Genomic DNA, 22,746 nt, shown 5'->3' on the forward strand with positions numbered 1-22,746 from the left:
TAAGTTTGTTGAAATAGCTGAATTTACTTTTTCATAGTTTTAATAGAACCTTCGACAAGCTCAGGATGACCCAGTAGCAAAAACTTAAGCGCAGGCTTCGTTTTATAATAATATTTAAGTTTCTTTATTTAATCTAGTTCTGGAGCATTGGTGTCGTCGGAGTCGTTGTCTTGGTTGCGGCGGTTACGGTCGCGGTTTTGCTGGCCCGGAGTGGAGCCGAAGCGGTATGAAAAGCCAATAAAAGCAATCCTCGATTGGCGTTTACGGTAGCTTTCGGAATTGAAGTTTTCGCCAGCTTGGCTAAAATTAAATTCCATGGTATTAAATATATCGTTCAGCCGGAAGCTAATGGTACCTTTTTTATTCAGCACATCTTTTTTCAGGGCCATCTCGGTGAAAAATATAGCCGACATGGTGCCTTGCGGCAATAATACCGGCGAACGGTAATTGGCGGCAACCTGTAAGTCCAGGCCTTTCCAGAAAGTAAGGTTAGAGTTTAGCCGAGCCGTCCAGCTAAAGTTGCGGTTATCTATATTGGTGCCTTCGTTGGTGCCATTTAAAATATTCCGGAAAGCCGAAGCCGTTCCGTTCAGTTTCCAGTTGCGGGTCAGATTTTTGGTGGCAATAAATTCCAGGCCAAATGCTTGCCGCGAAGCCAGGTTAATATCGGTGTTAAACGTGGTAACGCTATCAATAATTTGGCGGTAGCGCTGAATTACATCGGTAGTTTTGCGGTAAAACAAAGTGGTATTCAGGCCGGAGTTATTTTTGCCGTAGTGAATTTGGCTCAGTTCAAACGCATTCGAAAATTCGGGGCGCAAAGCCGGATTTCCGCCCCGCGGGTTCAAGGGGTCCGATACATCTACAAACGGGTTCAAATCCCACATGCCCGGCCGGTTAATGCGCCGGCTGTAACTTACCTGTAACTGGTTGTCTTTATTGATTTCCTGGGTAATAAATACACTCGGGAAAAAATTAAGATAACTGGTATCGGGGGCGGTAATATTCAAGGCTTTTTGCACGCCTTTGTTGCCGGTATATTCCAGGCGGCTACCCAATTGGTAACTGGTTTTATTAAATTTATTGCCGTAAGTCGCATACAAAGCGTGCACCTGCTGGTCGAAAATAAAGTTGTTCGAAATGCCCGGGTTATTTTCCCAAAGGCCGGTCAGGCTGTTTAATCCCTCAAATCGGTAATCGTCGTCGCGGGTACTAATAATGCTTTTGTAACCGGCGTCGAAGCGGCCATCTTCGCCAATGGGGTCGGAGTAATCTATTTGGGCGGTGAGTTGCGAGTTGGTTTCGTCGGTATTGCTTCTTTCCAGAACCGGGGTTCGGGTTTCGGCCGATACTAAGTAGCGTTGGGTGAAATTCTGGTTTTCGCCGCCGGTAGCCGTGCTGTAAATAAGATCAGCGGTGAGTTCACGGCCTTTTTTTGCGAAAGTTTTGCGGTAGCCCAGCGTATATTCCGAATTGTGGCTGCGGTCGTTCTCGATATTGTTCCGGCTATATTGCTCTTGCAGGCTTTGGATAGGACTAAACAACCGGTTTATTACTTCTTCGTTTTCTTTGGAAAGGCGGTTGCGGTACTGCCACGAGGCACTCAGCGTTTGAGTATTAGTTAAGCTAAAATCGGTGCCTAGTTTAATTACATTGTTTGTAAAGTTGCGGGTTTCTTCTTCGTCCTGGTCCAGCAACGTGGTGCGGCCTTCAAAAGTGGTGTAGCGTTCCTGGTTGCCGTAGCCGTTGCGGTTATCTTTCCGGAAATCGTAGTTGCCAAAAATATTCCATTTGCGGTAACGGTAATTGCCACCCACCGAAGCATTGTAGCGGTTATTGGTACCCACATTTACCGAAGCTAAGCCGTTAAAACCCTGGTTTTTTTCTTTCTTCAGAATAATATTAATAATGCCGCCTTCGCCTTCGGCATCGAATTTAGAAGAAGGGTTGGTAATGATTTCGACGCTTTCGATAGAACTGGCTGGAATTTGTTCGAGAATCTGGGCCTGGTTATCGGCGACCATGCCGGTGGGCCGGCCATCAATTAAAATACGCAGGTTGCTGCTGCCCCGCATACTTATGCCACCATCGGCATCAACGGTAACCGAGGGTACGTTCTTCATCACGTCGGTGGCGGTGCCGGCAATACTGGTTAAATCTTTGGCTACATTTACTACTTTGCGGTCCAGGCCGTAAGCTACGGTGGGGCGCTCGCCTTGCACTTGTACTTCCTGCAACCGAGCACTACTGGCCGCAAACGTTATGGTACCCAGGCGCGCTTCCGGGTTTTCGGGCGTTAAAGCAATAACCGGCAGGCGTTTAGACTTGTAACCTACCAACGATACTTTGGCAATAAACCGGCCATACGGCAAATTATCGACAAGGAAATTGCCCCGGTCATCGGTCATGGCGCCGCCAGCAATCTGGGAGGTATCGGCAATTGGCAGCATTATAATATTGGCGTAGCCTACGGGTTGGCGGCTGTTCTGATCTATTAAAGTTCCCCGTACTTTACCGCCACCTGCAACAGGATTTACCGGGTTTAACTGTGCTGCTACCTGATTTGTGAGGAAGATGCTGAAAATCAAAGATAAATATAAAAACTTCTCCATGCCGTTCGTCTAACGTTTGCCTATATAAAAACGATTAACGAGGGGTATTGTTTAAATTTATATTTAATCTACCGCATTCATAAAGAAGCAGTTGTTAAAATAAAGTGCAAAAAGGCAGGCAATCCGGCTATAATTTTACCTAAACTTTTGCCGGAATAAACCGCCTGGTGCTACGTGTAAAGTAATATTTTGCTAAGGACAGGGCTCCTTAAATTAATAAACTGTTTAAAAGAAAATATTGCCTTACAACGGAAACTTAACAGCGTTTATAATATTAATTTATCAATTTTGGCAATGGTTTCTTGGGGCAGTTCTTTTAAGGTGGTAATGTGCTTGGTACGGGTTTTCCAGAATTCTTTTGGCTCTTGGGCGTGGTCGTAAATTAACTGGCCGTGGTAAAAAGCTACTTCTTTATCAACTTCGCTGTGAATAATTAATTTGGGTGTATTTTTTATATTTTTAATATCTCTTTCGGCTACGTACTCCTGGTTAAAATCTTGCGGCGATTCTTTAGCTTTTTGTTTCAGAAAACTAACCGGCGAATAATCAATGGCTATATTCTGGGCCGAACTGAAACTGCCCTCCAGCACCAGCGCATCAATTAAATTTTGGTTTTCGCTTACAATTTTAACGGCCATTTGCCCGCCCAACGACATGCCGTATACTAATTTTTTCAGAGAATCGGATTGGGTAAGGTTTATAAAATCTTTAAAAGCTACCTGGGTATCTTGCATAACTCCTTTGTAGTTAGGGCTACCCACCGATTTACCGTAGCCCCGCCAATCTACTGTGTACACATTATAATTGCCCTTTATTAAAGTTTGAATAAGGTCCTGGTAGTAGGTAACATTTCCGCCTGCTCCGTGTACCAGAAAAATATTGGCTTTGGGCGTAGACGTAGCCGCTTTAAAAAAATAAGTTTGAATTTTAACGGAATCAGCTACCGGTAACGATTTTTCGGTGAAAGCTAAATGGCTCATATCCCGCATATCTTTTCTAGGAAAATAATACAGTTTAGACTCATCGTTATTAACCATTGCTTTTATAGTGGGGTTGGTTTTATAAGTATAAAAGCCAAACCCAATAATTAATAAAAATATAATTAAGACGATAATCCCGACTATTTTAAAAAGCTTTTTCATGTTGGGGTGTTTGCCGCAAAGCAGGTAAAAAAGTAAGTTTAGTGTTTAAGAAAGTAAATAATTTTCGAAGCTGGTAATTAATAATTTCTGTTAAGCATAAATTATACAAATGACTTTCTATCAGCCTTCGGAAGCCACTCCTGTCATTCAGCAGGAAACTATTTGGCAGTCTGCTACATAGGTTCCTCCTGAATGACAAGAGTGGATTGCTTGAACTCTCATTTTGTTGGCTTTTGCGTAACAGCGGTTAATAAAAGAGTAAAATAATATTTCGGCCGATAATCTGAAAACAAAATATAATTGTGGGTTACATAATTACTTTCCGGGTAATATTATTCAGGCTAAGCAGCCAGCTAACCAACAAAGAAATAACAAAAGAAATAATGGCAATTAATATTATTTTAACAAAAGCCGGCAGGAAGGTAAGCGGGGAAACAAAGTCGTAACTTAAGTGCACAAATATATAATGGCATAAAAATATTCCGAAAGACAGCGCGGCCATTTTGGATAACCAGGGCCTTGCTTTGGGGTTACTTTTCTGGATTACCATAAATATCGGTAAAGTCATTAAAATCACGTTTATGCCGTAGAAATACCAGATAATTTCGAGGCTAGCGTAGCTGCCAGGGAAATATTGCTGAATTAGGATAAAGCCCGCTGTGGTAACCGCGTACCCAACTAGGAACAACGGAATAGCCACAGCCAGGGTGCGGCGCCAAGACCAGTTTAGGGGATATTTAATCAGGTAAAAGGCTAGCACCAGGTAACCTAAAAAGCCGGCAAAATAATAAAACGTGCCAAAAGCATTCCAGAAGCTTACGCCCAATACGCCCCGGTTGCCGTAGTTGCCGGTGTAGCCAAAATGCGGCGCAACTATCTCCAGATAAGGTACACCCATACTAATTATCCAGAAAAGCAGAAACCAATGCAAATCGCGTTTAGAAGCTTGTTTTAGCCACGCGCTAATGATGGGCATAAACAGGTAAAGGCCAATTAGCATATAAACGTACCAGAGGGCAGTTGTATCGTAATTAAAGTTAAACACAAACGTGTACATCTTTTGGATGGTCGTCTGCCAGGTATAATCGGCGGGTAACAAGTTGGAATTAATATTTTTTAGCCCCGAATTAACGTATAAGTAAAAAAGAATGGGCAGCATTAACGACCAGAAAACAAAAGGTAATATTAATTTTTTAAGCCGTTTGGCGTAAAAAGTGGTCATATCGGTAGTTACCGGCAACAGCAATACGCCCGAGATCATGACAAACAGCGGCACGCACGATCGTACTAAGCTACCCATGTAAGCGCCGGCCAGAAATTCGTCAGAATATTTATCTGTATGCCCTACAAACGGACCGCAGGCATGCGAAATAATTACCAGCAAACAGGCCAGCACCCGTAACACATCTACCCAAGGAAGGTGCTCTTTTTGCATTCTATTAATTTAAGTTACCCGAAATTAGAAAGATTAATATGGCTCGCAAATGCCGCCGAAACTAACTTCCGGCCCGAAATATTATTAGGAATATTATTAGAAGGCCCGAAAATTTCAACTCGAATAATTTTCGGAAAGAATGGTTAAAACAAAAGGCGTTACCTGTTTTAAATAGGTAACGCCTTGTTTGTTGAATATTTAGGATTGCTTAATCACGTTGTGGTTGGCCTTCAAAATCTTTTTGGCTGGTACCTACTCCAAAGTAGCGAATGTTGTAGGTAAAGCTAAGCATGAAGTAGCGTTGCAGCACGTTGGTTTGCACATCTTCTACGTAGGCATCCGAAATATTGCGCCAAATGCTGTTGTTTTGTTTGAGTAAATCGTACACGTTCAGGTTTATTTCGCCGCGCTGGTTCCGGAATATTTTTTTACCTACACTCATGTTCCAGAGCAGGAAATTATTGCTTAAATCCGAAAGACCGGAGTAGGCCTGGTGGTGCAAATCGGTGCGGTACACAAAACCTTTCCAGAAAATCCAGTTATAACGCAGGCGGGTAGTCTGGCTAAAGTAGTTGTTGTTCAGGGCCGGCCGCAGGGTATTTTTTACAATATTGTAGTTAGCCCGCGTAGAAATATTAAAATCTATTCTTTCGGAAATATTGCTGCTCAACGATAACCCTAATCGGAAACTGCTGGAGTTAGCCACGTTTATTTCGTTGTTTATTAAGCCGGGCCGACTGGTATGGCCGAAGCCGCCGCCCAAATTAATGTTAGAAGAAATAAAATTAACCGGCTGGCCGTAGCTAAAATAAGAGCGCACATCCCAGTAGCCATTCAGGTTTACCGGCCGGATGAGCTGGGCACCGCGGCCCAAGGTTACTTCTTCGTTTATTTGCAGCGGCTCCTGGGCTATTAAGGTACTGTTGGTTATATAATTTTTAATGAACGTTCCCCAAACTGATGAATAGAATGTGCGGTTAGTATTAGGGTTATGCGAGCGGTATTGTAACCGGGTCCAGTTCTGGTAAGATTGGTTCAGGTTGGTATTACCCACGCGTACTTGCAACGGATTTGAATAATCAATAACGTCTTGTAACTGCCCCACCGAAGGCGCAATGGTAGAAGCCCGGTAATTAAATTCCAGGTTGTTCGCTTCCGAAAATTTATATTCGAAGCGGGCCGAAGGCAGTACGCTTTGGAAACTGCGGTTTAAATTGGCGGACATGGGAAATTCCTGTTTGTTTTTTAAAGTAGCTTCCTGGAAAGATGCTTCTACCTGAAATTTTAACTTCTCGGTATTATACCGGTAACCGGCTTCGGCTTCCTGGGTAATGTAGTTGTTGGTAAAGGTGTTGCTCAACGGAATATTCAGGCCGGAGTAATCATTGTTCGATTCGAGGTAATCGTAAGTGCGTTTATCTGAATCGTTTACGCGGTTGCCTACTTCGTATTCCAGTTCCAGTTGGCCGTTTTTGCCCAAAGGTTCGGTAAACGATACTTCGCCTTCCCAGTCAAAGCCTTTGCGGTCCAGGTTGGTGTATTGGTTTAATATTTCGGTACTATCGCGGAGGCGGCTGTAAAAAATATTCTCGGCCAGCCGGTAGCTGTCGGCATTATCCATGTGGTAGCCGGTACGCAAATTAAACGTAATGCTGCGGCCGGGTTTCAGGAAACGGTGGCTGTACAAAAAGTTATTGTTAATGTCGGAGTTTACATTATCGCCGTGGGCGTTATTCGTCGATTGGTTCAGCGGGTTAAAATCGTTTTGCGTGCGGCCCAGAAAATAAGAGTTGTTGTTGAAGTTCTGTAAATAAATGCTGGGCCGGAAACGAATGCGGTTCCGCTCATTAATATTATAATCTATGCGCATCCGTAAGGTGTGGTTGGCATCGTTGTTTGTATTCCGGTTTTCTTCGGTGTAAACCTGCCCCGAATCGGTGGGCAGTACAAAATCGCGGAAACGTTGCTGGGTGGTAACACTGCGGCGGTTGTTGTAAAAATAACTACCCGATACTTCCAGTTTTTCGCCAAAGGTTTCGCTGTAGTTTAACCCAAAACCATTGGTGTTAATAATGCCGTTCTGCGGCCGTTCGCCGCCGCCATTATTTGGGTCGGCGGTAAAGTTTAAAGTGTTTATGTTGTTGCTGAGGCCGGTTACGGTAATGCGGCGTTCATCGCTGAAAAAGTTTACGCTGGCGCCTGCCTGGTAGCGGTTATCGGAGCCATAACCCACGGAGGTACGGCCAAACCGGCCTATTTTGCGACTGGGCTTGGTAATAATATTAATGGTTTTTATTCTTTCGCCATCGTCGAAACCACTTAATTCGGCTTTATCGCTTTTTTTATCGAATACCTGAATATTGGCAATAACGCTGGCGGGTAAGTTTTGCAGGGCGGTACTCACATCGGTACCAAAAAACGGTTTGCCGTCAATTAATATTTGCTGCACATTTTCGCCCTGGGCCTGAAGGGCACCGTCTTGTACGGTAATACCGGGCATTTTTTGGACTAAGTCCTGGGCGCTGGCATCTGGCGCGGTTTTAAACGCTTCGGCATTAAACTGGGTGGTATCGCCTTTTTGCTCGCCGGGCGGTATTTTGCCAATTATCTGCACTTCGCCCAAATTGGTTGCTTCTTCAATTAAAGCCAGGGTACCTACGTTTACGGCGGCGTTTTCTATTTCAATGGGTTTCCGAAACGTGCTATATCCTAAATATTGCACTTTAAGCGTGTACTTACCCGGTGCCACTTTTTCAATCCGGAATTTACCTTCTACGTCGGTGGTGCTGCCGGTTATGGTAACATCATCTACGCGGTTGGTAATTACTACGGTAGCCCCAATCAGAGGGGTTTTATCGGCGACACCTTGTACCGTGCCCGTTACATCATAGCCCTGGGCATAAGCGCCCAGCATATTTAAACAGCAAAAGCAAAAGAGTAAAACGTTTTTCATTATAATTTAAGCGACAAAATATTCCAAACTAATCTTTACGGCAGCAGCCCATTTTAAGCCTAGTTTGGGAAATATACTTTACAATTCTGTCGTAAATCTGAAGTATCAGAAAGTCAGGTCGAAAAAATGGCGTTCGTTTTGGTAGTGGTGGGTAATGCTGAGGCCGTTTATATCGCAGATTCTTTTAACAATAGCCAAGCCTAAACCCAGGGATTGCGGCTTATCGGGGTTTTTGCGGAAACGGTCAAAAATCTGGTGCGACTCGAACGTAAGCGGCGTACCGGTGTTGCTAATACTTAATTTATGCGGTATTAGCGTAAGACTGATTTCGCCTTTTTTAAAGTTATGGGTAAGGGCATTTTTGAGCAGGTTGCTGAGCAAAACATCTAATAAATACGGATCGATAAACAAGGTGGCTTGCTCGTCTAAATCGGTTATTATTTTTACATTTTTCAGTTCGGCCAGTTCTTTAAAATTAAATAAAATATTCTGAATAAAAGCTTTTAGGTTAATGTGCTCTTTGTTCTGAAACTCCTGGTTATTAATGCGGCTCATGAGCGCCAGCGTTTTACTGAGTTTAGATAACCGGGTGGTAGACTGGTAAATGGCATTGAGCGCCTGGTATTCTTTTTCCGGAATATTACCTGATTTTAGCAGCATTTCGAGTTTGGCCCGCATAACGGCCAGCGGTGTTTGTACTTCGTGCGAAATATTATCGGTAAACTCTTTTATGTTGCGGTAATCGTATTCAATGCGGGTTACCATCTGGTCTATTAAGTGGTTTAACTCCTGAAATTCTTGCGTGCTGGTAGGCTGCAAGGCAATAGCCTGGTTTTTATTAACGGAATAATGCCGGATTTGCTCCAGTGTATGCCGGAACGGTAGCCACAAAAAATGCGACGATAAATAATTGAGCAGCAACAACACCACCATTAAGGCCAGAAACAAGTACACCGCCGCCTGAATAATAAATTTTTGCAGCAGTACGTAATCCTGCATGGCTATAAATATAGAAATGCGGTATACTTTGCCCCGAATGGCTTTGTCAAAAGTGCGCACCCGGAATAATTCGGTGCGGCCCGACATGTCATTAAACAGTTCTACATCTCTGTCGAAGCCCGCAATAACCGGGGCTTTCACGTTAGGTAACCGTTCTACTTTAAGCGTGTTGTAAGAATTTATTAGGTCCAGATCGGGTTTGGGCTCCGATAACAAAGTAAGTACGCGGTGCTCGCGGTACCGGAAGTTTTGCTTTACCTGTTCCTGGATAAAATTATTGGCGGTGGTATATAAAATATAACCGCTACCCGAAATTACCAGCGCAATAATAAGCAAGTACAGCAGGGTAGTTTTGGTTATCAGCTTCATTTTGTGCTACGCCGAAATAAATTTATAGCCCATGCCGTACACCGATTTAATATTATTGCGGCTGCCTTTGGTTAAAACTTTTTTGCGCAAATTTTTAATGTGGGTATAAATAAAATCAAAAGAATCGGCCATATCAATATTATCGCCCCACAGGTGCTCCGCAATAGATTCTTTGTTTAAAATGCGGTTGCGGTTGCTAATAAAATAAAGCAGCAGTTCGTATTCTTTGCGGGTTAAGGTAATTTCTTCGTTTTTTACAAATACCTGGTTGGTGGTGGTATTTACCCGAATATCGTCTAAAACAATTTCGTTGCTGCCGTTAAAGCGTTTGCGCCGCATTAAAGATTGTACCCGGGCATTCAGTTCGGCCAAATGAAAAGGCTTCGTTAAATAATCGTCGGCACCCAAATGCAAACCTTCCAGTTTATCGTCGAGCGCATTTTTCGCCGAAACAATTAACACGCCAGCCTCGGAGCGGTTTTGTTTTAAATTTTTTAAGAGTTCCAGGCCGCTGCCATCGGGTAAGGTAATATCCAGCACGATAATATCGTACTGGTAAATGGCAATTTTTTCGTCGGCTGTTCGGTAATCGGGCGCTGCTTCACAAATGTAACCTTCCTGCCGCAAGTAATTCACCACGGTCTCCGACAAGTCAGCATTATCCTCCACCAATAATATTTTCATATCTCTCCAAATAAAAACTAAAGATACAACGGGAATCTGAAGTAAAATTGAAGCGCCGACTGGTTGTTTAGCCGGTCATAAAATTAAACGGTTTAAGTGGTGCTGGCAAAATATTCTTCTGGTAATGGTTAATTGGTTAAAACCAATATTATAATTAAATGGGCGCAGGTGGTGATTGGGTGGTATGAGAAAAGTGGTAAGGCGTACCGGTAATTTTACCTTGTGGAGGTAGGTAAATAATTCCAAACTGTACCTTTTGAATTCTCATTTCGGATTTCTATCACTTTTTTCAGGGGACTCATCACACTTATTCTCTACTAGAAGAAAATCATAATAGGTTTGTCACATGAAAATAAGATACCTAAAGACAGCCATAGCATCCCTTTTCTTTTATACCAATACTTATGGTTTACAGCAGATAGTTGACTTTCACTGGAGAGGGGCAGTTCCTGATTTATTTGGCTCTCCCAACTGTAAAGGCCGTCACCTTCAGTTGAATTTTATAGGTTTCAATTGACTTACTCGGGCACCTACCTCCTGTTTATTTATATTTTTAGATTCTGTGAGCATTGCAGTTATTCACCCCAATGTCTTTTTGATCGATTTCTAAGACTATTCAAAGACATTTACAGCTTTATTTCATTTTTATTAAAGTAATCAACGCATAGCATGAAGTTATTTTCTTTTAACATAATCTTTTTCCTTTCGATAAGCCTTTCCGGCTTTTGCCAGCAAACGTTAATTCATCCCAAAGAAAAAATTAAAATACTTCTTTTAGGTACATATCACTTTGCTAATCCTGGACAGGATAAGTTTAACGTTAAGGTCGATGACTATTTTTCAGAACATCGGCAGAAAGAGATTCAAGAGGTAAATAATTCCCTGGCGAAGTTCAAGCCGGAGAAGATTTTCACTGAAATTGGTGTCAGATTTCAGCCAGAAGTAGATGAGATGTATCAGAAATTTAAATCCGGAAAAGTCGAACTTACAAAAGGATATGTCAACGAAAAGTTTCAAATTGGCTTAAAGCTTGCCAGGCAACTTAATAATGAGCGGTTCTATGGTGTTGATGCGGGTGGATTATGGTTTGAAGATAAAGTTAAGCGATATGCAGATAGTACTGGGATGGGGTTTTATGCTGCTTTTGAGAAAGCCACACAAAATCATGTGGAGTATTTGAATAATTACTTCAGCACGCACACAGTTAAGCAAAATCTATTACTCCTAAACAGCAAGCAGGAGCAATTAGAGCAGAATCATTACATTTATAATTACATTTTAAGCCGTGTTGGTGCAGGTGATAACTATATTGGTGCTGATTTGGTTGGCGAATGGTACAAACGTAACTTAAGAATATATAGCAATATACTCAAGTTTGTAGATACTGAAAAAGACAAGCGATTGTTGGTGATTTTTGGTAATGGGCATATGCACATTCTTAAACAGCTATTCGAAGATAATCCGGACTTTGAGGTGGTTGATGCTACTAAGTTTCTGAAATAAAGCGTATCGCTGTCTGCCCCATTTGCCGATTAGTACATTTATAAATCTCTTTCAGCCTGCATGGCGCGCGTTTAACGGAGTGTAACGCGTGCCAAAGTTATCTTGAAAATAATTGTAGTCTTTTAATGGTGCTTTAACATCACCTAATAAAAAGGTTCCGGCAGAAAAGCTTTTTGCGTAGCACGCGTTGCGCTTCGTTAAACGCGCGCCAGCTGCTGGGCAAGCATATTGCTTTCGTCTCACAGAATTATATTAACCCCTAAATATTTTTCTGTAGATCGAATAACGAACAACGATTAACGGCTAACGAATAACGCCCTTACCCCTGCACGTAATCCTGCAATATTGCCATGGCTTCGGCATCGGAGGCAGCTTCTACCACTTCGTCCATTACATACTGGATTTCAACTTCCGACCAGTTTTCTTTTTCGGCGGCTTTTACAAAGGCTCCTAAGGCCACATACCGGGAGGCTTCTACGGGCAAAATCATTTTTACTTTTTTCCGGATTCTCATGCGCAGGTTTACGGAAAACCAGAAAATTAAAGCAACCTTAATATTTTAGGGGCTTGGGGTTCCTGGGCAGTTTTCCGGTTTATTTCGGCTATTACTTTTTCGTGCAAATAAGCAATATTCGCGCAAACTTCATATTCTTCCAGCGTAGAGAATATTACTTCGTAAATGCGCAGGTTAACCAATAATATTTCTAAATCGATTAATAAAGCAAAATGCAGGAGCCGGGCTGTATTTTCCTGAGCTGCGGCATCAGCATTACTAAATAACGTGCACGAAAATAGTTGGGAACACGTAGTATCGAGCAGCGAACAGAGTGTTTCGAGGTATTGAATATTATATTTCTGCTGAATGCCGTTCTCGAAAAACAGGTGCAGCAGCTTCATTTTAGCAAAGCTTAGTTTGTCTTCTTCCTGCTGGTAAAGCGGTATAAGGGTTTGGGTTAAGTATTCCTGGTTTTCCAGAAGTTCCCGGTAATGCTGAATAGTCATGATAAGGGTAAGCAGTAAATATTTTGCTAAAGTAATTTAATAAAATATTTTAGTAACAAAGGTGCTCTTACCCGAAAATTTTTGATAAATAAAGTATATTATTATAATAATTGCATTTAGTTTAGAATTTGTTTGAATTAATCTTAAAGCAAACCTCTCGTTGGTTTTGTTAGTATATTAGCTCCTGATTTAAGGTTAATACGTTTTTGGCCCGCCTCAAAATAATGTTTTAAGTTAAGGGCCGTTATTGTTGGATTGAACTTGTTGAAAATTTAGCCTGCTACATGCCTGTTTCCGAACACCCGATTGCTGCTAAACTAGAAGCTGCCCGCCGCGAGCTCCTGGATTTGAGTTTGCGTAACCCTTTGCTGAATTACCGGCCCTTAAAATCGAGGGGCGTAGAAGTGGTAAACGAAATACCCGCTACGGTTTACCGCATATTGGTAAAAGAAGGTAAAGCCATGTCTTTTTTGCCCATAAATGCTAAAACAGCAGTAACGCTGGGTGAACCAAACCCGGAACCCGGAGTAGAAGAAGAACCGACGCCGGAACAATCCGATAACAAACTCCAGACCAAAGAAGCCCCGGCTAAACTAGATGCGCGCCTCCTCGATACCTACCACTCGGCGCGGATGTTTATGGAAGAGCAGGGCGTTAGTATCTTATATTTAGCATTAGGGTCTTTAACCTGGTACGAAGCCGAAAACAGCACCGAAGGCCGTTCGGCTCCCCTGATTCTGGTGCCCGTAGAGCTGGAACGAACCACCGCCCGCGACCGATTTCAGGTACGTTTTACCGGCGGCGAAATTGGTTCTAACCTTTCGCTGATTGCCCGCATGAAGGCCGATTTTGATATTATTTTGCCGGAGCTGCCCGAAGCCGAAGAAATTAACGTGGGGCAATATTTTGATGAAATTTGGCGCCGGGTGGTGGGCCGGAAAGGCTGGGTAATTAATTCCAAAGCTATAACGCTGGGTTTTTTCTCTTTTGGTAAGTTTATGATTTATAACGACCTAGACGAAGCTAATTGGCCCGATACGAGTAAACCCCAGCAACACCGCATCCTGAACGCCTTATTACTGGATCAAGGTTTTACCGAACCAGCCTCGCATATCTCGGAAGATGCCCACCTCGATGAATATTTAGCCCCGGCCACAACCCGGCAAGTAGTAGATGCCGATAGCTCCCAAACCTTGGCTATTCTGGATGTAAACCAAGGCCGCAACTTGGTTATACAAGGCCCACCGGGCACCGGTAAATCCCAAACCATTACCAATTTAATTGCCGAAGCGTTGGGCCAAGGCAAAACGGTGTTGTTTGTAGCCGAAAAAATGGCGGCGCTGGAAGTGGTAAAACGGCGACTGGATAAAGTGGGCTTGGGCGTAGCCTGTTTAGAACTGCACAGCCATAAAACAAATAAAAAAGATTTGCTGCAGGAGCTTAACCGTACCCTGGAATTAGGCAAACCTAAAAACCAAACCCTGGACAGCGACCTGAAATTGCTGGAGCAAGTACGCAGCCGCCTGAACGACTACGCCGAAGCCGTAAACACCCCGGTAGGCGTAAGCGAATTAACGGTGTATACTATTTTTGGACGGCTGATGCAACTCCGGAAAAAGTATGCGGGCGTGGTGCTGCCGCGCTTGGTATTACCCGCTTTCTTAAACTGGACGCTGGATGAATTTAAAAGCCGCGAGGTGCTGGTAGAAGAAACCCAGGCCCGCCTGAAACAAATTGGTCAGCCTACTAATTTGTTGTTTTGGGGCAGCCAGCGCAAAACCTTATTGCCTTCGGAACAAAACCGCTTAGAGCCGGCTTTGGAAGCGGCCGCCGCTGCCACGCAAAGCTTACGCGAAGCCACTGGCCAACTGGCCCAAACCCTTTCTTTGCCAGTTCCCGAAACCATACCGGAAGCCGAAAACTTAAGTAAAATTGCTTACCGTTTGCAGCAAAGCCCCCGGTACCAGGGTATAAATTTGCGTTCCGAAGTTTGGCTGCAACAAGCCACTGATTTACAAAAGCTGATTGCGGCTGGTAAACAAGTAGCGGTTATTCGCCAGCAACACGAACTGGTGTTGTTGCCCGAAGCCTGGGATGCGCCCGATATGTTACCCATTCGCCAGGATTTAATGGCGTACGGCGATAAATGGTGGAAATTTGTATCGGGGCCTTACCGCCAAAGCAAAAAGAAATTAGCCGGTTACACCCAAGCCGGTCTGCCTACTGATAATGCCGGGCAGCTAGCTCTGGTAAATGCCGTGCTGGAAGCTCAGCGGCAGCAAAAAGTAGTAACGCAATATGCTGAGTTGGGCAAAAATGCTTTTGGTACCCAATGGCAAGCCGAAGCCTCTAACTGGAACCAACTGGATGAAGTAAGCCGCTGGGCCACCGCGCTGCACCAAGCCGTAGAAAAAGCTGAACTCCCGGGGGCCGTTATTGCTTTCTTGGCCCAGGACCCGAATCTTGCTGGTTTAAAACCATTGCAGGTAGCGCTGGAAATCGCCTTACAAGAGCAAAACGCCCAACGCCTGGAAATAACGCAATTGCTGCAGCTAAACGATACCCAGCGGTTCGGCGAAAATAATGATTTGCGTAATCCTACTTTCCGGGAGCAGGAAGCCTTGTTTTTGGTATGGCGCCAGCACCTGGATGAACTACACCAGGTAGTAGCCTGGAATAATTTAACCCAGCGGTTACAGGATGCCGGGCTGCAGGAAATAATAAACCTGGCTAATACCTGGCCGGAGGCGGCCCAATATTTAACCGTGGCGTTTGCGCAAACCTGGCTGGAAGCCCTCCTGGAAAAAGCGTACGAAGAACGACCGGCTTTACTGCATTTTGAACGGGCCAGCCACGAAGAAGTAATTCATAAATTTACGCACCTCGATAATTTAATGCTGGCTTATAACCAAACCCGGTTGGCGGCTTTGCATTATAATCAATTGCCTTTACACGAAGCCGGCGGACAATTGGGAATATTAAGACGGGAGTTTGAAAAGAAATCGCGACACTTGCCTATCCGGCAGCTCATGGCCAAAGCGGGCAAAGCCATCCAAACCATTAAACCGGTATTTATGATGGGCCCGCTTTCTATTGCTAATTTTCTGCCGCCCGAAAGCCTGCATTTTGATTTGGTGATTTTTGATGAAGCCAGCCAGGTAAAACCCGTAGATGCTTTAGGTGCTATTTTACGGGCCAATCAGGTGGTAGTAGTCGGCGATAGCCGCCAAATGCCGCCCACCAGTTTTTTTGATGCGCTGGTAAAAGAAGATGAAGTAGTAGAAGAAGAAAATTTTACCGCCGACGTAGAAAGCATATTAGGATTATTTGCCGCGCAAGGCGCTCCCCAACGCATGCTGCGCTGGCATTACCGCAGCCGCCACGAATCGTTAATTGCCGTATCGAACCAGGAATTTTACGAGAACCGGCTGGTTATTTTCCCGAGCCCGGATGCGGGCCGCAAAAAAGCTGGCCTGGTATACCATCACTTACCCGAAACTTTTTATGACCGCGGCAAAACCCGCACCAATCCCAAGGAGGCTGAACGGGTAGCCCAAGCCATAATGGAACACGCGCGCACCTCACCGGAACTGAGCCTGGGCGTAGCTGCTTTCAGCATGGCCCAGATGCAGGCCATTATTAATTACTTAGAAATATTGCGCCGCGAAAATCCGGAGTTAGAAAGCTTTTTTATGGGTAATCCTAATGAGCCTTTCTTTGTTAAAAACCTGGAGAATGTGCAGGGCGATGAGCGTGACGTAATATTTATCAGCATTGGGTATGGGCGCACCGAAGACGGGCAACTCTCGATGAGTTTTGGACCTTTAAACGGCATAGGTGGGGAGCGTCGCCTGAACGTGCTCATCACCCGGGCCCGTTTGCGCTGCGAAGTATTTACCAACCTAAGCCCCGATGATATTGATTTAACCCGTACGCAGGCCCGCGGCGTGCAGGCTTTCAAAACTTTTCTCAGTTATGCGCAAAATGGCCAGTTAACGTTAGCAGCCGGTAACAGCAAAGAATTAGAATCGCCGTTTGAAACCCTGGTTTACGAAACCTTAATTAAAGCCGGCTACGAAGTGGTCGCCCAGGTGGGCTCGGCGGGTTTTTACCTCGATTTAGCGATTGTGCATCCTAAACAGCCGGGTCGTTATTTATTAGGCATTATAAGTGATGGTGCCAGTTACCACCAGGCGCGCACTGCCCGCGATCGCGACCGACTGCGGCAATTGGTAATGGAAGGTTTAGGCTGGCGCATTTACCGTGTTTGGAGCACCGATTGGTTCCGGAACCCCGAAGCTGAACAAAAACGCTTATTGCGGGCCGTGGAAAAAGCCCTGCAGGAAAATACCGAATCCCAGCCCCAGCTAAATGGACAGGTAAAGCAAGTGCTACCCCAAATCCAGCGCGAAGAAGTAAAAGCACCGGCTCCAAATAATGCTTTGCCACTTTACGAAATTGCATCGTTAAAAATTAATACCGGCGCTCGTGAGTTACACGAAGTGCCCGCCGCGGAATTAGCCAAATGGGTTGAGGAAGTGGTTCAGGTCGAAAGCCCGGTGCACCAGGAAGTGGTTCTGGAACGGTTAGCCGAAGGAGCCGGTGTAAACCGGGTAGGACCGCGGTTGCGGCTGGCTTTTGCTACGGCGCTTGATCGGGTAGTACTGGCCGGAACCGTAAAGCAAGCCGGCGAATTTTTGTGGTTACCCGAGCAAATAACGCCGCCCTTACGCGACCGCAGCAATTTACCCGCCGATTCGCGCGACCTGGAATTAATTTCTCCGGAAGAGTTAAGCGGTGTTATTTTAAAAGTAGTAGGAGAGGCTTTGGGCTTGGCGCTAGCGGAAGCAGCCCCAGCTGTAACCCGGCTGCTGGGCTTTACACGCTGCACCGATTATATGCGGGAGCGCACTACCCTAATAATAGACGAAATGCTACAAGCCGGGAAATTAGTAAAACAAGGCGAACAATTGCATTTACCCCGGCCCAAGTAAGTAGCGTAAATATTCATGAACAACGCCAGAACAACCCTCTAAATCCAACGTATGTGCTCTAGGTACTTAGAAACGACCCTTTTAACTTAAATATTCCGGATTTTTTATATTTAAAATCACTATGGATAAAGACTTAACCAACGTCGTTTCTCCAACGCATGCCCCTAAGCTGAAAGAATTACCTGCCACGGCTATTTGTGGTAACGATATTACTTCTTCCTGTTTATACGTTTCGGCGCTGGCTATTATTTATGCGGGCCAACTGGCCTGGGTAGCCTTGCTAATTGTGGGCCTGGTGTTGTTTTTGTTCCGGAAAATATACGCCGAAGTAGTAGGGGCCTTGCCTTTAAACGGCGGCGCTTATAATGCCCTTTTAAATACTACCAGCAAGCGCACGGCCTCGCTGGCAGCTTGCCTTACCTTGTTATCGTACATGGCTACAGCAGTTATTTCGGCTACCGAAGCCATGCACTACGTGCATCATTTATGGGAAGGCTTGCCGGTAATAGCGGCAACCGTTGGGCTCCTGGCTTTTTTTATGGGCCTGACTATTCTGGGCATCGGCGAATCTTCTATTGTAGCAATTGTTATTTTCATTATTCACATGGTTACGCTCTGCTTGCTAATTATAGTCGGAGCTATTTTTCTTTTAAACCATGGCTTCGATACGCTAACCTTAAATTATAGTCAGCCAGTGCAGGGTAGTGTTTTCCGGGCTTTATTTTTTGGTTTTGCGGCGGCTATGCTGGGTATTTCGGGCTTCGAGAGTTCGGCCAACTTCGTAGAAGAACAAGCGCCCGGCGTATTTATTAAAACCTTGCGCAACATGTGGCTGGCCGTAACCATTTTTAATCCGTTAACTGCTTTTTTGGCTTTAGCTATTATTCCAATGTCGGAAGTAGCGCCGCATCAGGCGGCTTTACTGGCTTATTTAGGCGAAATTGCCGGCGGCAACTGGCTGGCCTGGCTAATCTCGATTGATGCGGCGCTGGTACTCAGCGGGGCGGTTTTAACTTCGTATGTGGGCGTAACCGGGTTAGTTCACCGCATGACTTTGGACCGTTGCTTGCCCCAGTTTCTTTTAAAAACCAACCAGCGTGGCACGGCTTACCTTATTATTATTGCCTTCTTTATTTTGTGCGTATCTATTTTGTTTATTACCGAGGGCGATTTGGGCGCTTTGGCCGGCGTTTATACCATTTCTTTTCTATCGGTAATGGCTTTGTTTGGCATTGGTAATTTGTTGCTGAAATTTAGGCGTAACCGTTTGCCCCGGCCGGTAAGGGCCCCCATTATAACGGTGCTTTTAGCGGTAGTGGCAGTAGTGGCCGCGCTGGTGGGCAATGCCTTGTTAAATCCGGCTTACTTATGGGTATTCCTTAAATATTTTATTCCTACAATGGCTGTGGTATACATGATGTTGTACCGCATTAGTTTGCTGCGCCTGCTAACGTATTTGCTGCAACGCGCCGAGAAAAAACTGGGGTGGATGCTCCCCATTACTTCTTATAACCTGAAAAGACTTATTACTGACATTAATTCGCAGCAGTTTGTGTTTTTTACCAAGGGCGATAATATTGCCAATATTAATAAAGTAATGCGCTACATTGAAGACAATGAAAATACCCGGCGCATTAAAATTGTGAATATTTTAACCGAAAATGAATCGCCGCCCAAAAAGCTCATGCACGAGGTAGATGTACTGGACCGGGCTTACCCCGATCTGGACGTAGATTTTATTATTATGAAAGGGCATTTTGGGCCGGAGCTTATTCAGGAACTCTCCCGCAAGTGGAATATACCCAAAAACTTCATGTTTATTGGCTCGCCCGGCGACCGCTTTTTATACGGTGTGCAGGAGCTGGGCGGTGTGCGTTTGGTTATTTAAGAGCAAAACAAGCCTGGTGCTGTACAGGGAATAAAAGTAAAATACTGGCTTTTAGCGTAGGCAACTTACCCACCGCATTTTAAAAGCAGCAATTAAAAAATATTGATCCATTAACCAGAATATCAAGATAGCCTTAACAAAATATTCTTCTGTATCGGAAATTAAAAACTTATAATAAAGATGAATAAAGGCTGGTGGTTTAGCTAAGCTTAAGGGCTTCTATTTGCTCATCAGTTAGTAAAATATACCGGTTGTTGTAGGGGCTGGCGTAAAACTTTTCGGCAATAATATATTCGCCGGTATTTAGTTTATGAATATTGTAGCTAAATAAACTGTTCGATTTTTCGATTACTTTTTCCGTGTTTCGTAGGTCAAATCTTTTTCCGCAGGTGGTGCTAATAATTTGGTTATCATTAATTTCGGAATTCATAAAAATGCTTCTCATTACTTATTTTTTATGGGCTTATCTACGGAATATTTCTCAGAAGGATAAACAATTATTAAGTTAATTTCGGGTAGTTTGGGTATAACTGTTATCCTGCCCGAAGGTTTAAAAAATTAGCTTAAGCCACAATTTTTGTATTTGGCACGGTTTTTTGATAGTTGTTAGACAGCAATTCAACGCTGAAATTTTTCAGTTTAACTCTATAAAGAAACTACCATGAAAAAGATTTTTTACCTCTTCGCCCTGATGCTATTGGCAGCGCCATTTTATAAGGCTTCAGCCCAAAATATTAAAGTTGGCATTAAAGGCGGCTTTAATGCGGCTAACTGGGAAGGCAACGCCATGAATAATTTCCAAAGCATTGTGCAATTATCGAACGGGTACGTTAATACCGAAATGCGGCCTGGTTTTCACGCCGGCGCTTTCCTGAGTGTACCGGTTACTTCGTTTTTAACCATTGAACCGGGGGCTTATTATTCTCAGAAAGGCATTCGCTTAACTGGTCAGCTTTCTTCCCAAACCCTCGATTTTCTGGATGTGCGGGCTACCCTTACCAATAGAGCCGAATACGTGGATGTACCGTTGCTGGCCAAGTTTTTTGTTGCCGATGGATTTCATATTTACGGCGGTCCGCAAATGTCCTTCCTGGTTTCAAATAAAATTAATGTGCGGGCCGGTGCTTTTGGTATAAATGTGTTAAACACCAATATTAATTTCGATAATCAAATCCGGAAAACCGATGTGGGCTTGGTAGGTGGTGTTGGTTACCGTTTTGCCAACGGGCTGAACCTAAGTGGCGGCTACGATTACGGCCTGAATACCGTTGATAAAGGCGGCAACCTGAATACCTATAACCGGGTTATTAAAGTATCGATGGGTTTTGAGTTTTAAGTTGAATCAAAATTTGTTGGATAGTAATTTTGATGATTTTATAAAAAGAAGGCCGCTTAATAGCGGCCTTCTTTTGTGTTACATACCAAATATTTAACATCTGGTTTCTAGCATCAAATATCAAATTAAATAAAATCACAGATTTTCTGACCCACTTCAGTAGTGCTCATAAATTTATCTGGGTTAATATCTTTGGTAACGTAGCCAAGGTTTAAGGCTTCCTCCACCGCGTGGCGGATGGTTTTGCCTTCGGCCATTAAGTTAAACGATGTTTCTAAAAGAGTAGCAGCCGAAAGTACAGCCGCCATGGGGTTGGCAATATTTTGGCCGGCGGCCTGCGGGTATGAGCCATGAATAGGTTCGTACAAAGCTACCTGGCTGCCCACCGAAGCCGATGGCAACATGCCCAAAGAGCCCGTAATTACGGAAGCCTCATCGGTTAAAATATCACCGAACATATTTTCGGTTAAAATCACGTCGAAACGGCGCGGGTTCTGGATGAGAGCCATGGCGGCATTATCGACAAACATCAGCTCCAGTTCAATTTCAGGGTGTTCGGCAGCGTATTTCTGTACTACTTCGCGCCACAGCCGCGAGGTTTCCATTACATTAGCTTTATCTACCAAGGTAACTTTTTTGCGGCGTTTAGCGGCGGCTTCAAAAGCCAGTTGGGTAATGCGGTATATTTCGTCGTGGGTATAGGTGCAGGTATCGTAAGCGCTTAAGCGATCATCCGAACGACCTTTCTTGCCAAAGTAGCTGCCACCGGTTAACTCGCGGAACACCACAAAATCTACACCTTCTACTATTTCGCGCTTCAGCGGTGAGGCATCGGCCAGGGCTTTAAAAGTATTTACCGGCCGAATATTGGCGTATAAACCCAACGCTTTGCGCATGGCCAGTAAGCCTTGTTCGGGGCGTACGGGGGCAGTTGGGTCGTTGTCGTATTTGGGGTGCCCAATGGCGCCAAATAAGATGGCATCCGCCGATTGGCAAAGTTGCAAAGTTTCATCCGGAAAAGGGTTGCCGGTTTCATCGATGGCAATAGCGCCTACCAAACCTTCTTCAAACGTGAATTGGTGGTCGAAAACTTCGCCTATTTTTTTTAGCACCTGTACCGCTATGGCGGTTACTTCGGGCCCGATACCATCGCCGGGCAATACAGCAATTCGCTTATTCATAAGTTTATATCTCTTAACTATTGGTATTGGGCGGTAAAAGTAAGGAGTTTTAATAATTCAGACCGAATAAAATAGTAAATTGTTAAAGCTGTTGCCCTTAGAAATATTCTTGTTCCGGAAATAGCTTAAAGGTTACTTATATTAAATATTAAAAAGCAGTTTGCATAGCAGAAAAGAATAGCTAATCTCACCTATCTGGGTCATTTTGGAATAATCTCCTGATTAGGTATGTCAGAAGATTCTTTCAAAATGACCGAGTTGAGCAGGAAGCAAAAATTTCCTACATCTCTAGCAGATTGTTCAGGCTATTGGGTATTATGCAGCAGCATTATAGGCGTTTGAGTAAGTAGCAGGCTAATATTTAAAAGTTTCTATTTTGTTAAAAGTTAATCTATTTAAGAAAACTTTTATAAAAAAATTGTAAAAGTTTTAAAAAAATAGTTTTACTTTAAGGTCTAAATAGAAAAGCCTATTATAGGTAGTTGCAACCCCGCAAATAATTACTTAAATATAGGTCTGTAAGGCACGAGTTCTGTTAAAATTATAAAGTGGGTACTGTTTCTAATGTATGTAAAACCGACCAGGAGCGTAGCAGTCTGTTGAGTAAAATAAATATTTACTGAGGCGTAACAGAACGCCACTTTAATT

The 22,746-nt window shown here is 44.0% G+C and carries 14 protein-coding genes; 4 read left to right on the forward strand and 10 right to left on the reverse strand.

The window, feature by feature from the left end; translation table 11 throughout:
• Nucleotides 1–128: 128 nt before the first annotated feature.
• The 6 genes from F0145_RS00170 to F0145_RS00195 form a co-directional block, all read right to left on the reverse strand.
• The gene (locus tag F0145_RS00170; RefSeq protein ID WP_150086051.1) at nt 129–2,612 is read right to left on the reverse strand and encodes a TonB-dependent receptor domain-containing protein; all 2,484 of its coding nucleotides are present in this window, start codon (nt 2,610–2,612) and stop codon (nt 129–131) included.
• A 266-nt stretch (nt 2,613–2,878) separates the two neighbouring features.
• Nucleotides 2,879–3,754 carry an alpha/beta hydrolase gene (locus F0145_RS00175; RefSeq protein ID WP_150086052.1) on the reverse strand — a complete coding sequence of 292 codons (876 nt, stop codon included), beginning with the start codon at nt 3,752–3,754 and terminating at the stop codon, nt 2,879–2,881.
• Between the two features lie 307 nt (nt 3,755–4,061).
• On the reverse strand, nt 4,062–5,189 hold the full coding sequence (locus F0145_RS00180; protein ID WP_150086053.1) for an acyltransferase: 1,128 nt from the start codon (nt 5,187–5,189) through the stop codon (nt 4,062–4,064).
• A gap of 208 nt (nt 5,190–5,397) precedes the next feature.
• Nucleotides 5,398–8,142, reverse strand: a complete 2,745-nt coding sequence (locus F0145_RS00185; protein WP_223815748.1) for an outer membrane beta-barrel protein — start codon at nt 8,140–8,142, stop codon at nt 5,398–5,400.
• A 105-nt stretch (nt 8,143–8,247) separates the two neighbouring features.
• The gene (locus F0145_RS00190; RefSeq protein ID WP_150086054.1) at nt 8,248–9,510 is read right to left on the reverse strand and encodes a sensor histidine kinase; all 1,263 of its coding nucleotides are present in this window, start codon (nt 9,508–9,510) and stop codon (nt 8,248–8,250) included.
• A gap of 6 nt (nt 9,511–9,516) precedes the next feature.
• Nucleotides 9,517–10,194 (reverse strand): response regulator transcription factor, encoded by a 678-nt coding sequence (locus F0145_RS00195; protein ID WP_150086055.1) that lies wholly within the window; start codon nt 10,192–10,194, stop codon nt 9,517–9,519.
• Between the two features lie 669 nt (nt 10,195–10,863).
• On the opposite strand from F0145_RS00195, the gene F0145_RS00200 reads away from it, so the two are divergent.
• Nucleotides 10,864–11,697 carry a DUF5694 domain-containing protein gene (locus F0145_RS00200; protein ID WP_150086056.1) on the forward strand — a complete coding sequence of 278 codons (834 nt, stop codon included), beginning with the start codon at nt 10,864–10,866 and terminating at the stop codon, nt 11,695–11,697.
• Nucleotides 11,698–12,016: 319 nt separating this feature from the next.
• On the opposite strand, the gene F0145_RS00205 is transcribed toward F0145_RS00200, so the two are convergent.
• Together F0145_RS00205 and F0145_RS00210 are read right to left on the reverse strand one after the other, a co-directional pair.
• Nucleotides 12,017–12,211 (reverse strand): hypothetical protein, encoded by a 195-nt coding sequence (locus tag F0145_RS00205; RefSeq protein WP_150086057.1) that lies wholly within the window; start codon nt 12,209–12,211, stop codon nt 12,017–12,019.
• Between the two features lie 26 nt (nt 12,212–12,237).
• Nucleotides 12,238–12,699, reverse strand: a complete 462-nt coding sequence (locus F0145_RS00210; protein WP_150086058.1) for a hypothetical protein — start codon at nt 12,697–12,699, stop codon at nt 12,238–12,240.
• Nucleotides 12,700–12,983: 284 nt separating this feature from the next.
• Here F0145_RS00210 and F0145_RS00215 point away from each other — a divergent pair, with 284 nt between their 5' ends.
• Both F0145_RS00215 and F0145_RS00220 read left to right on the forward strand, forming a co-directional pair.
• Complete coding sequence (locus F0145_RS00215; protein WP_150086059.1) at nt 12,984–17,693, forward strand: DUF3320 domain-containing protein; 4,710 nt, start codon at nt 12,984–12,986, stop codon at nt 17,691–17,693.
• A gap of 121 nt (nt 17,694–17,814) precedes the next feature.
• Nucleotides 17,815–19,581: an APC family permease gene (locus tag F0145_RS00220; RefSeq protein WP_150086060.1), complete on the forward strand. Its 1,767-nt coding sequence runs from the start codon at nt 17,815–17,817 to the stop codon at nt 19,579–19,581.
• A 199-nt stretch (nt 19,582–19,780) separates the two neighbouring features.
• Here the strand turns inward: F0145_RS00220 and F0145_RS00225 are convergent, their stop codons facing one another.
• Nucleotides 19,781–20,026 carry a hypothetical protein gene (locus F0145_RS00225; RefSeq protein WP_190277438.1) on the reverse strand — a complete coding sequence of 82 codons (246 nt, stop codon included), beginning with the start codon at nt 20,024–20,026 and terminating at the stop codon, nt 19,781–19,783.
• A gap of 216 nt (nt 20,027–20,242) precedes the next feature.
• On the opposite strand from F0145_RS00225, the gene F0145_RS00230 reads away from it, so the two are divergent.
• Entirely contained in the window at nt 20,243–20,917 is a 675-nt protein-coding gene (locus F0145_RS00230) for a porin family protein (RefSeq protein WP_223815749.1), read from the forward strand.
• A 125-nt stretch (nt 20,918–21,042) separates the two neighbouring features.
• Here the strand turns inward: F0145_RS00230 and leuB are convergent, their stop codons facing one another.
• On the reverse strand, nt 21,043–22,098 hold the full coding sequence (gene leuB, locus F0145_RS00235) for a 3-isopropylmalate dehydrogenase (RefSeq protein ID WP_150086062.1): 1,056 nt from the start codon (nt 22,096–22,098) through the stop codon (nt 21,043–21,045).
• Nucleotides 22,099–22,746: the final 648 nt, after the last annotated feature.

It is taken from the genome of Adhaeribacter rhizoryzae (genome assembly GCF_008629685.1).
GTDB lineage: Bacteria > Bacteroidota > Bacteroidia > Cytophagales > Hymenobacteraceae > Adhaeribacter > Adhaeribacter rhizoryzae.

Bases quoted from the DNA above. Each gene is read 5' to 3' on its own strand.
- F0145_RS00170 (WP_150086051.1), bottom strand. From the start codon at position 2,612: ATGGAGAAGTTTTTATATTTATCTTTGATTTTCAGCATCTTCCTCACA.
- F0145_RS00175 (WP_150086052.1), bottom strand. From the start codon at position 3,754: ATGAAAAAGCTTTTTAAAATAGTCGGGATTATCGTCTTAATTATATTT.
- F0145_RS00180 (WP_150086053.1), bottom strand. From the start codon at position 5,189: ATGCAAAAAGAGCACCTTCCTTGGGTAGATGTGTTACGGGTGCTGGCC.
- F0145_RS00185 (WP_223815748.1), bottom strand. From the start codon at position 8,142: ATGAAAAACGTTTTACTCTTTTGCTTTTGCTGTTTAAATATGCTGGGC.
- F0145_RS00190 (WP_150086054.1), bottom strand. From the start codon at position 9,510: ATGAAGCTGATAACCAAAACTACCCTGCTGTACTTGCTTATTATTGCG.
- F0145_RS00195 (WP_150086055.1), bottom strand. From the start codon at position 10,194: ATGAAAATATTATTGGTGGAGGATAATGCTGACTTGTCGGAGACCGTG.
- F0145_RS00200 (WP_150086056.1), top strand. From the start codon at position 10,864: ATGAAGTTATTTTCTTTTAACATAATCTTTTTCCTTTCGATAAGCCTT.
- F0145_RS00205 (WP_150086057.1), bottom strand. From the start codon at position 12,211: ATGAGAATCCGGAAAAAAGTAAAAATGATTTTGCCCGTAGAAGCCTCC.
- F0145_RS00210 (WP_150086058.1), bottom strand. From the start codon at position 12,699: ATGACTATTCAGCATTACCGGGAACTTCTGGAAAACCAGGAATACTTA.
- F0145_RS00215 (WP_150086059.1), top strand. From the start codon at position 12,984: ATGCCTGTTTCCGAACACCCGATTGCTGCTAAACTAGAAGCTGCCCGC.
- F0145_RS00220 (WP_150086060.1), top strand. From the start codon at position 17,815: ATGGATAAAGACTTAACCAACGTCGTTTCTCCAACGCATGCCCCTAAG.
- F0145_RS00225 (WP_190277438.1), bottom strand. From the start codon at position 20,026: ATGAGAAGCATTTTTATGAATTCCGAAATTAATGATAACCAAATTATT.
- F0145_RS00230 (WP_223815749.1), top strand. From the start codon at position 20,243: ATGAAAAAGATTTTTTACCTCTTCGCCCTGATGCTATTGGCAGCGCCA.
- leuB (WP_150086062.1), bottom strand. From the start codon at position 22,098: ATGAATAAGCGAATTGCTGTATTGCCCGGCGATGGTATCGGGCCCGAA.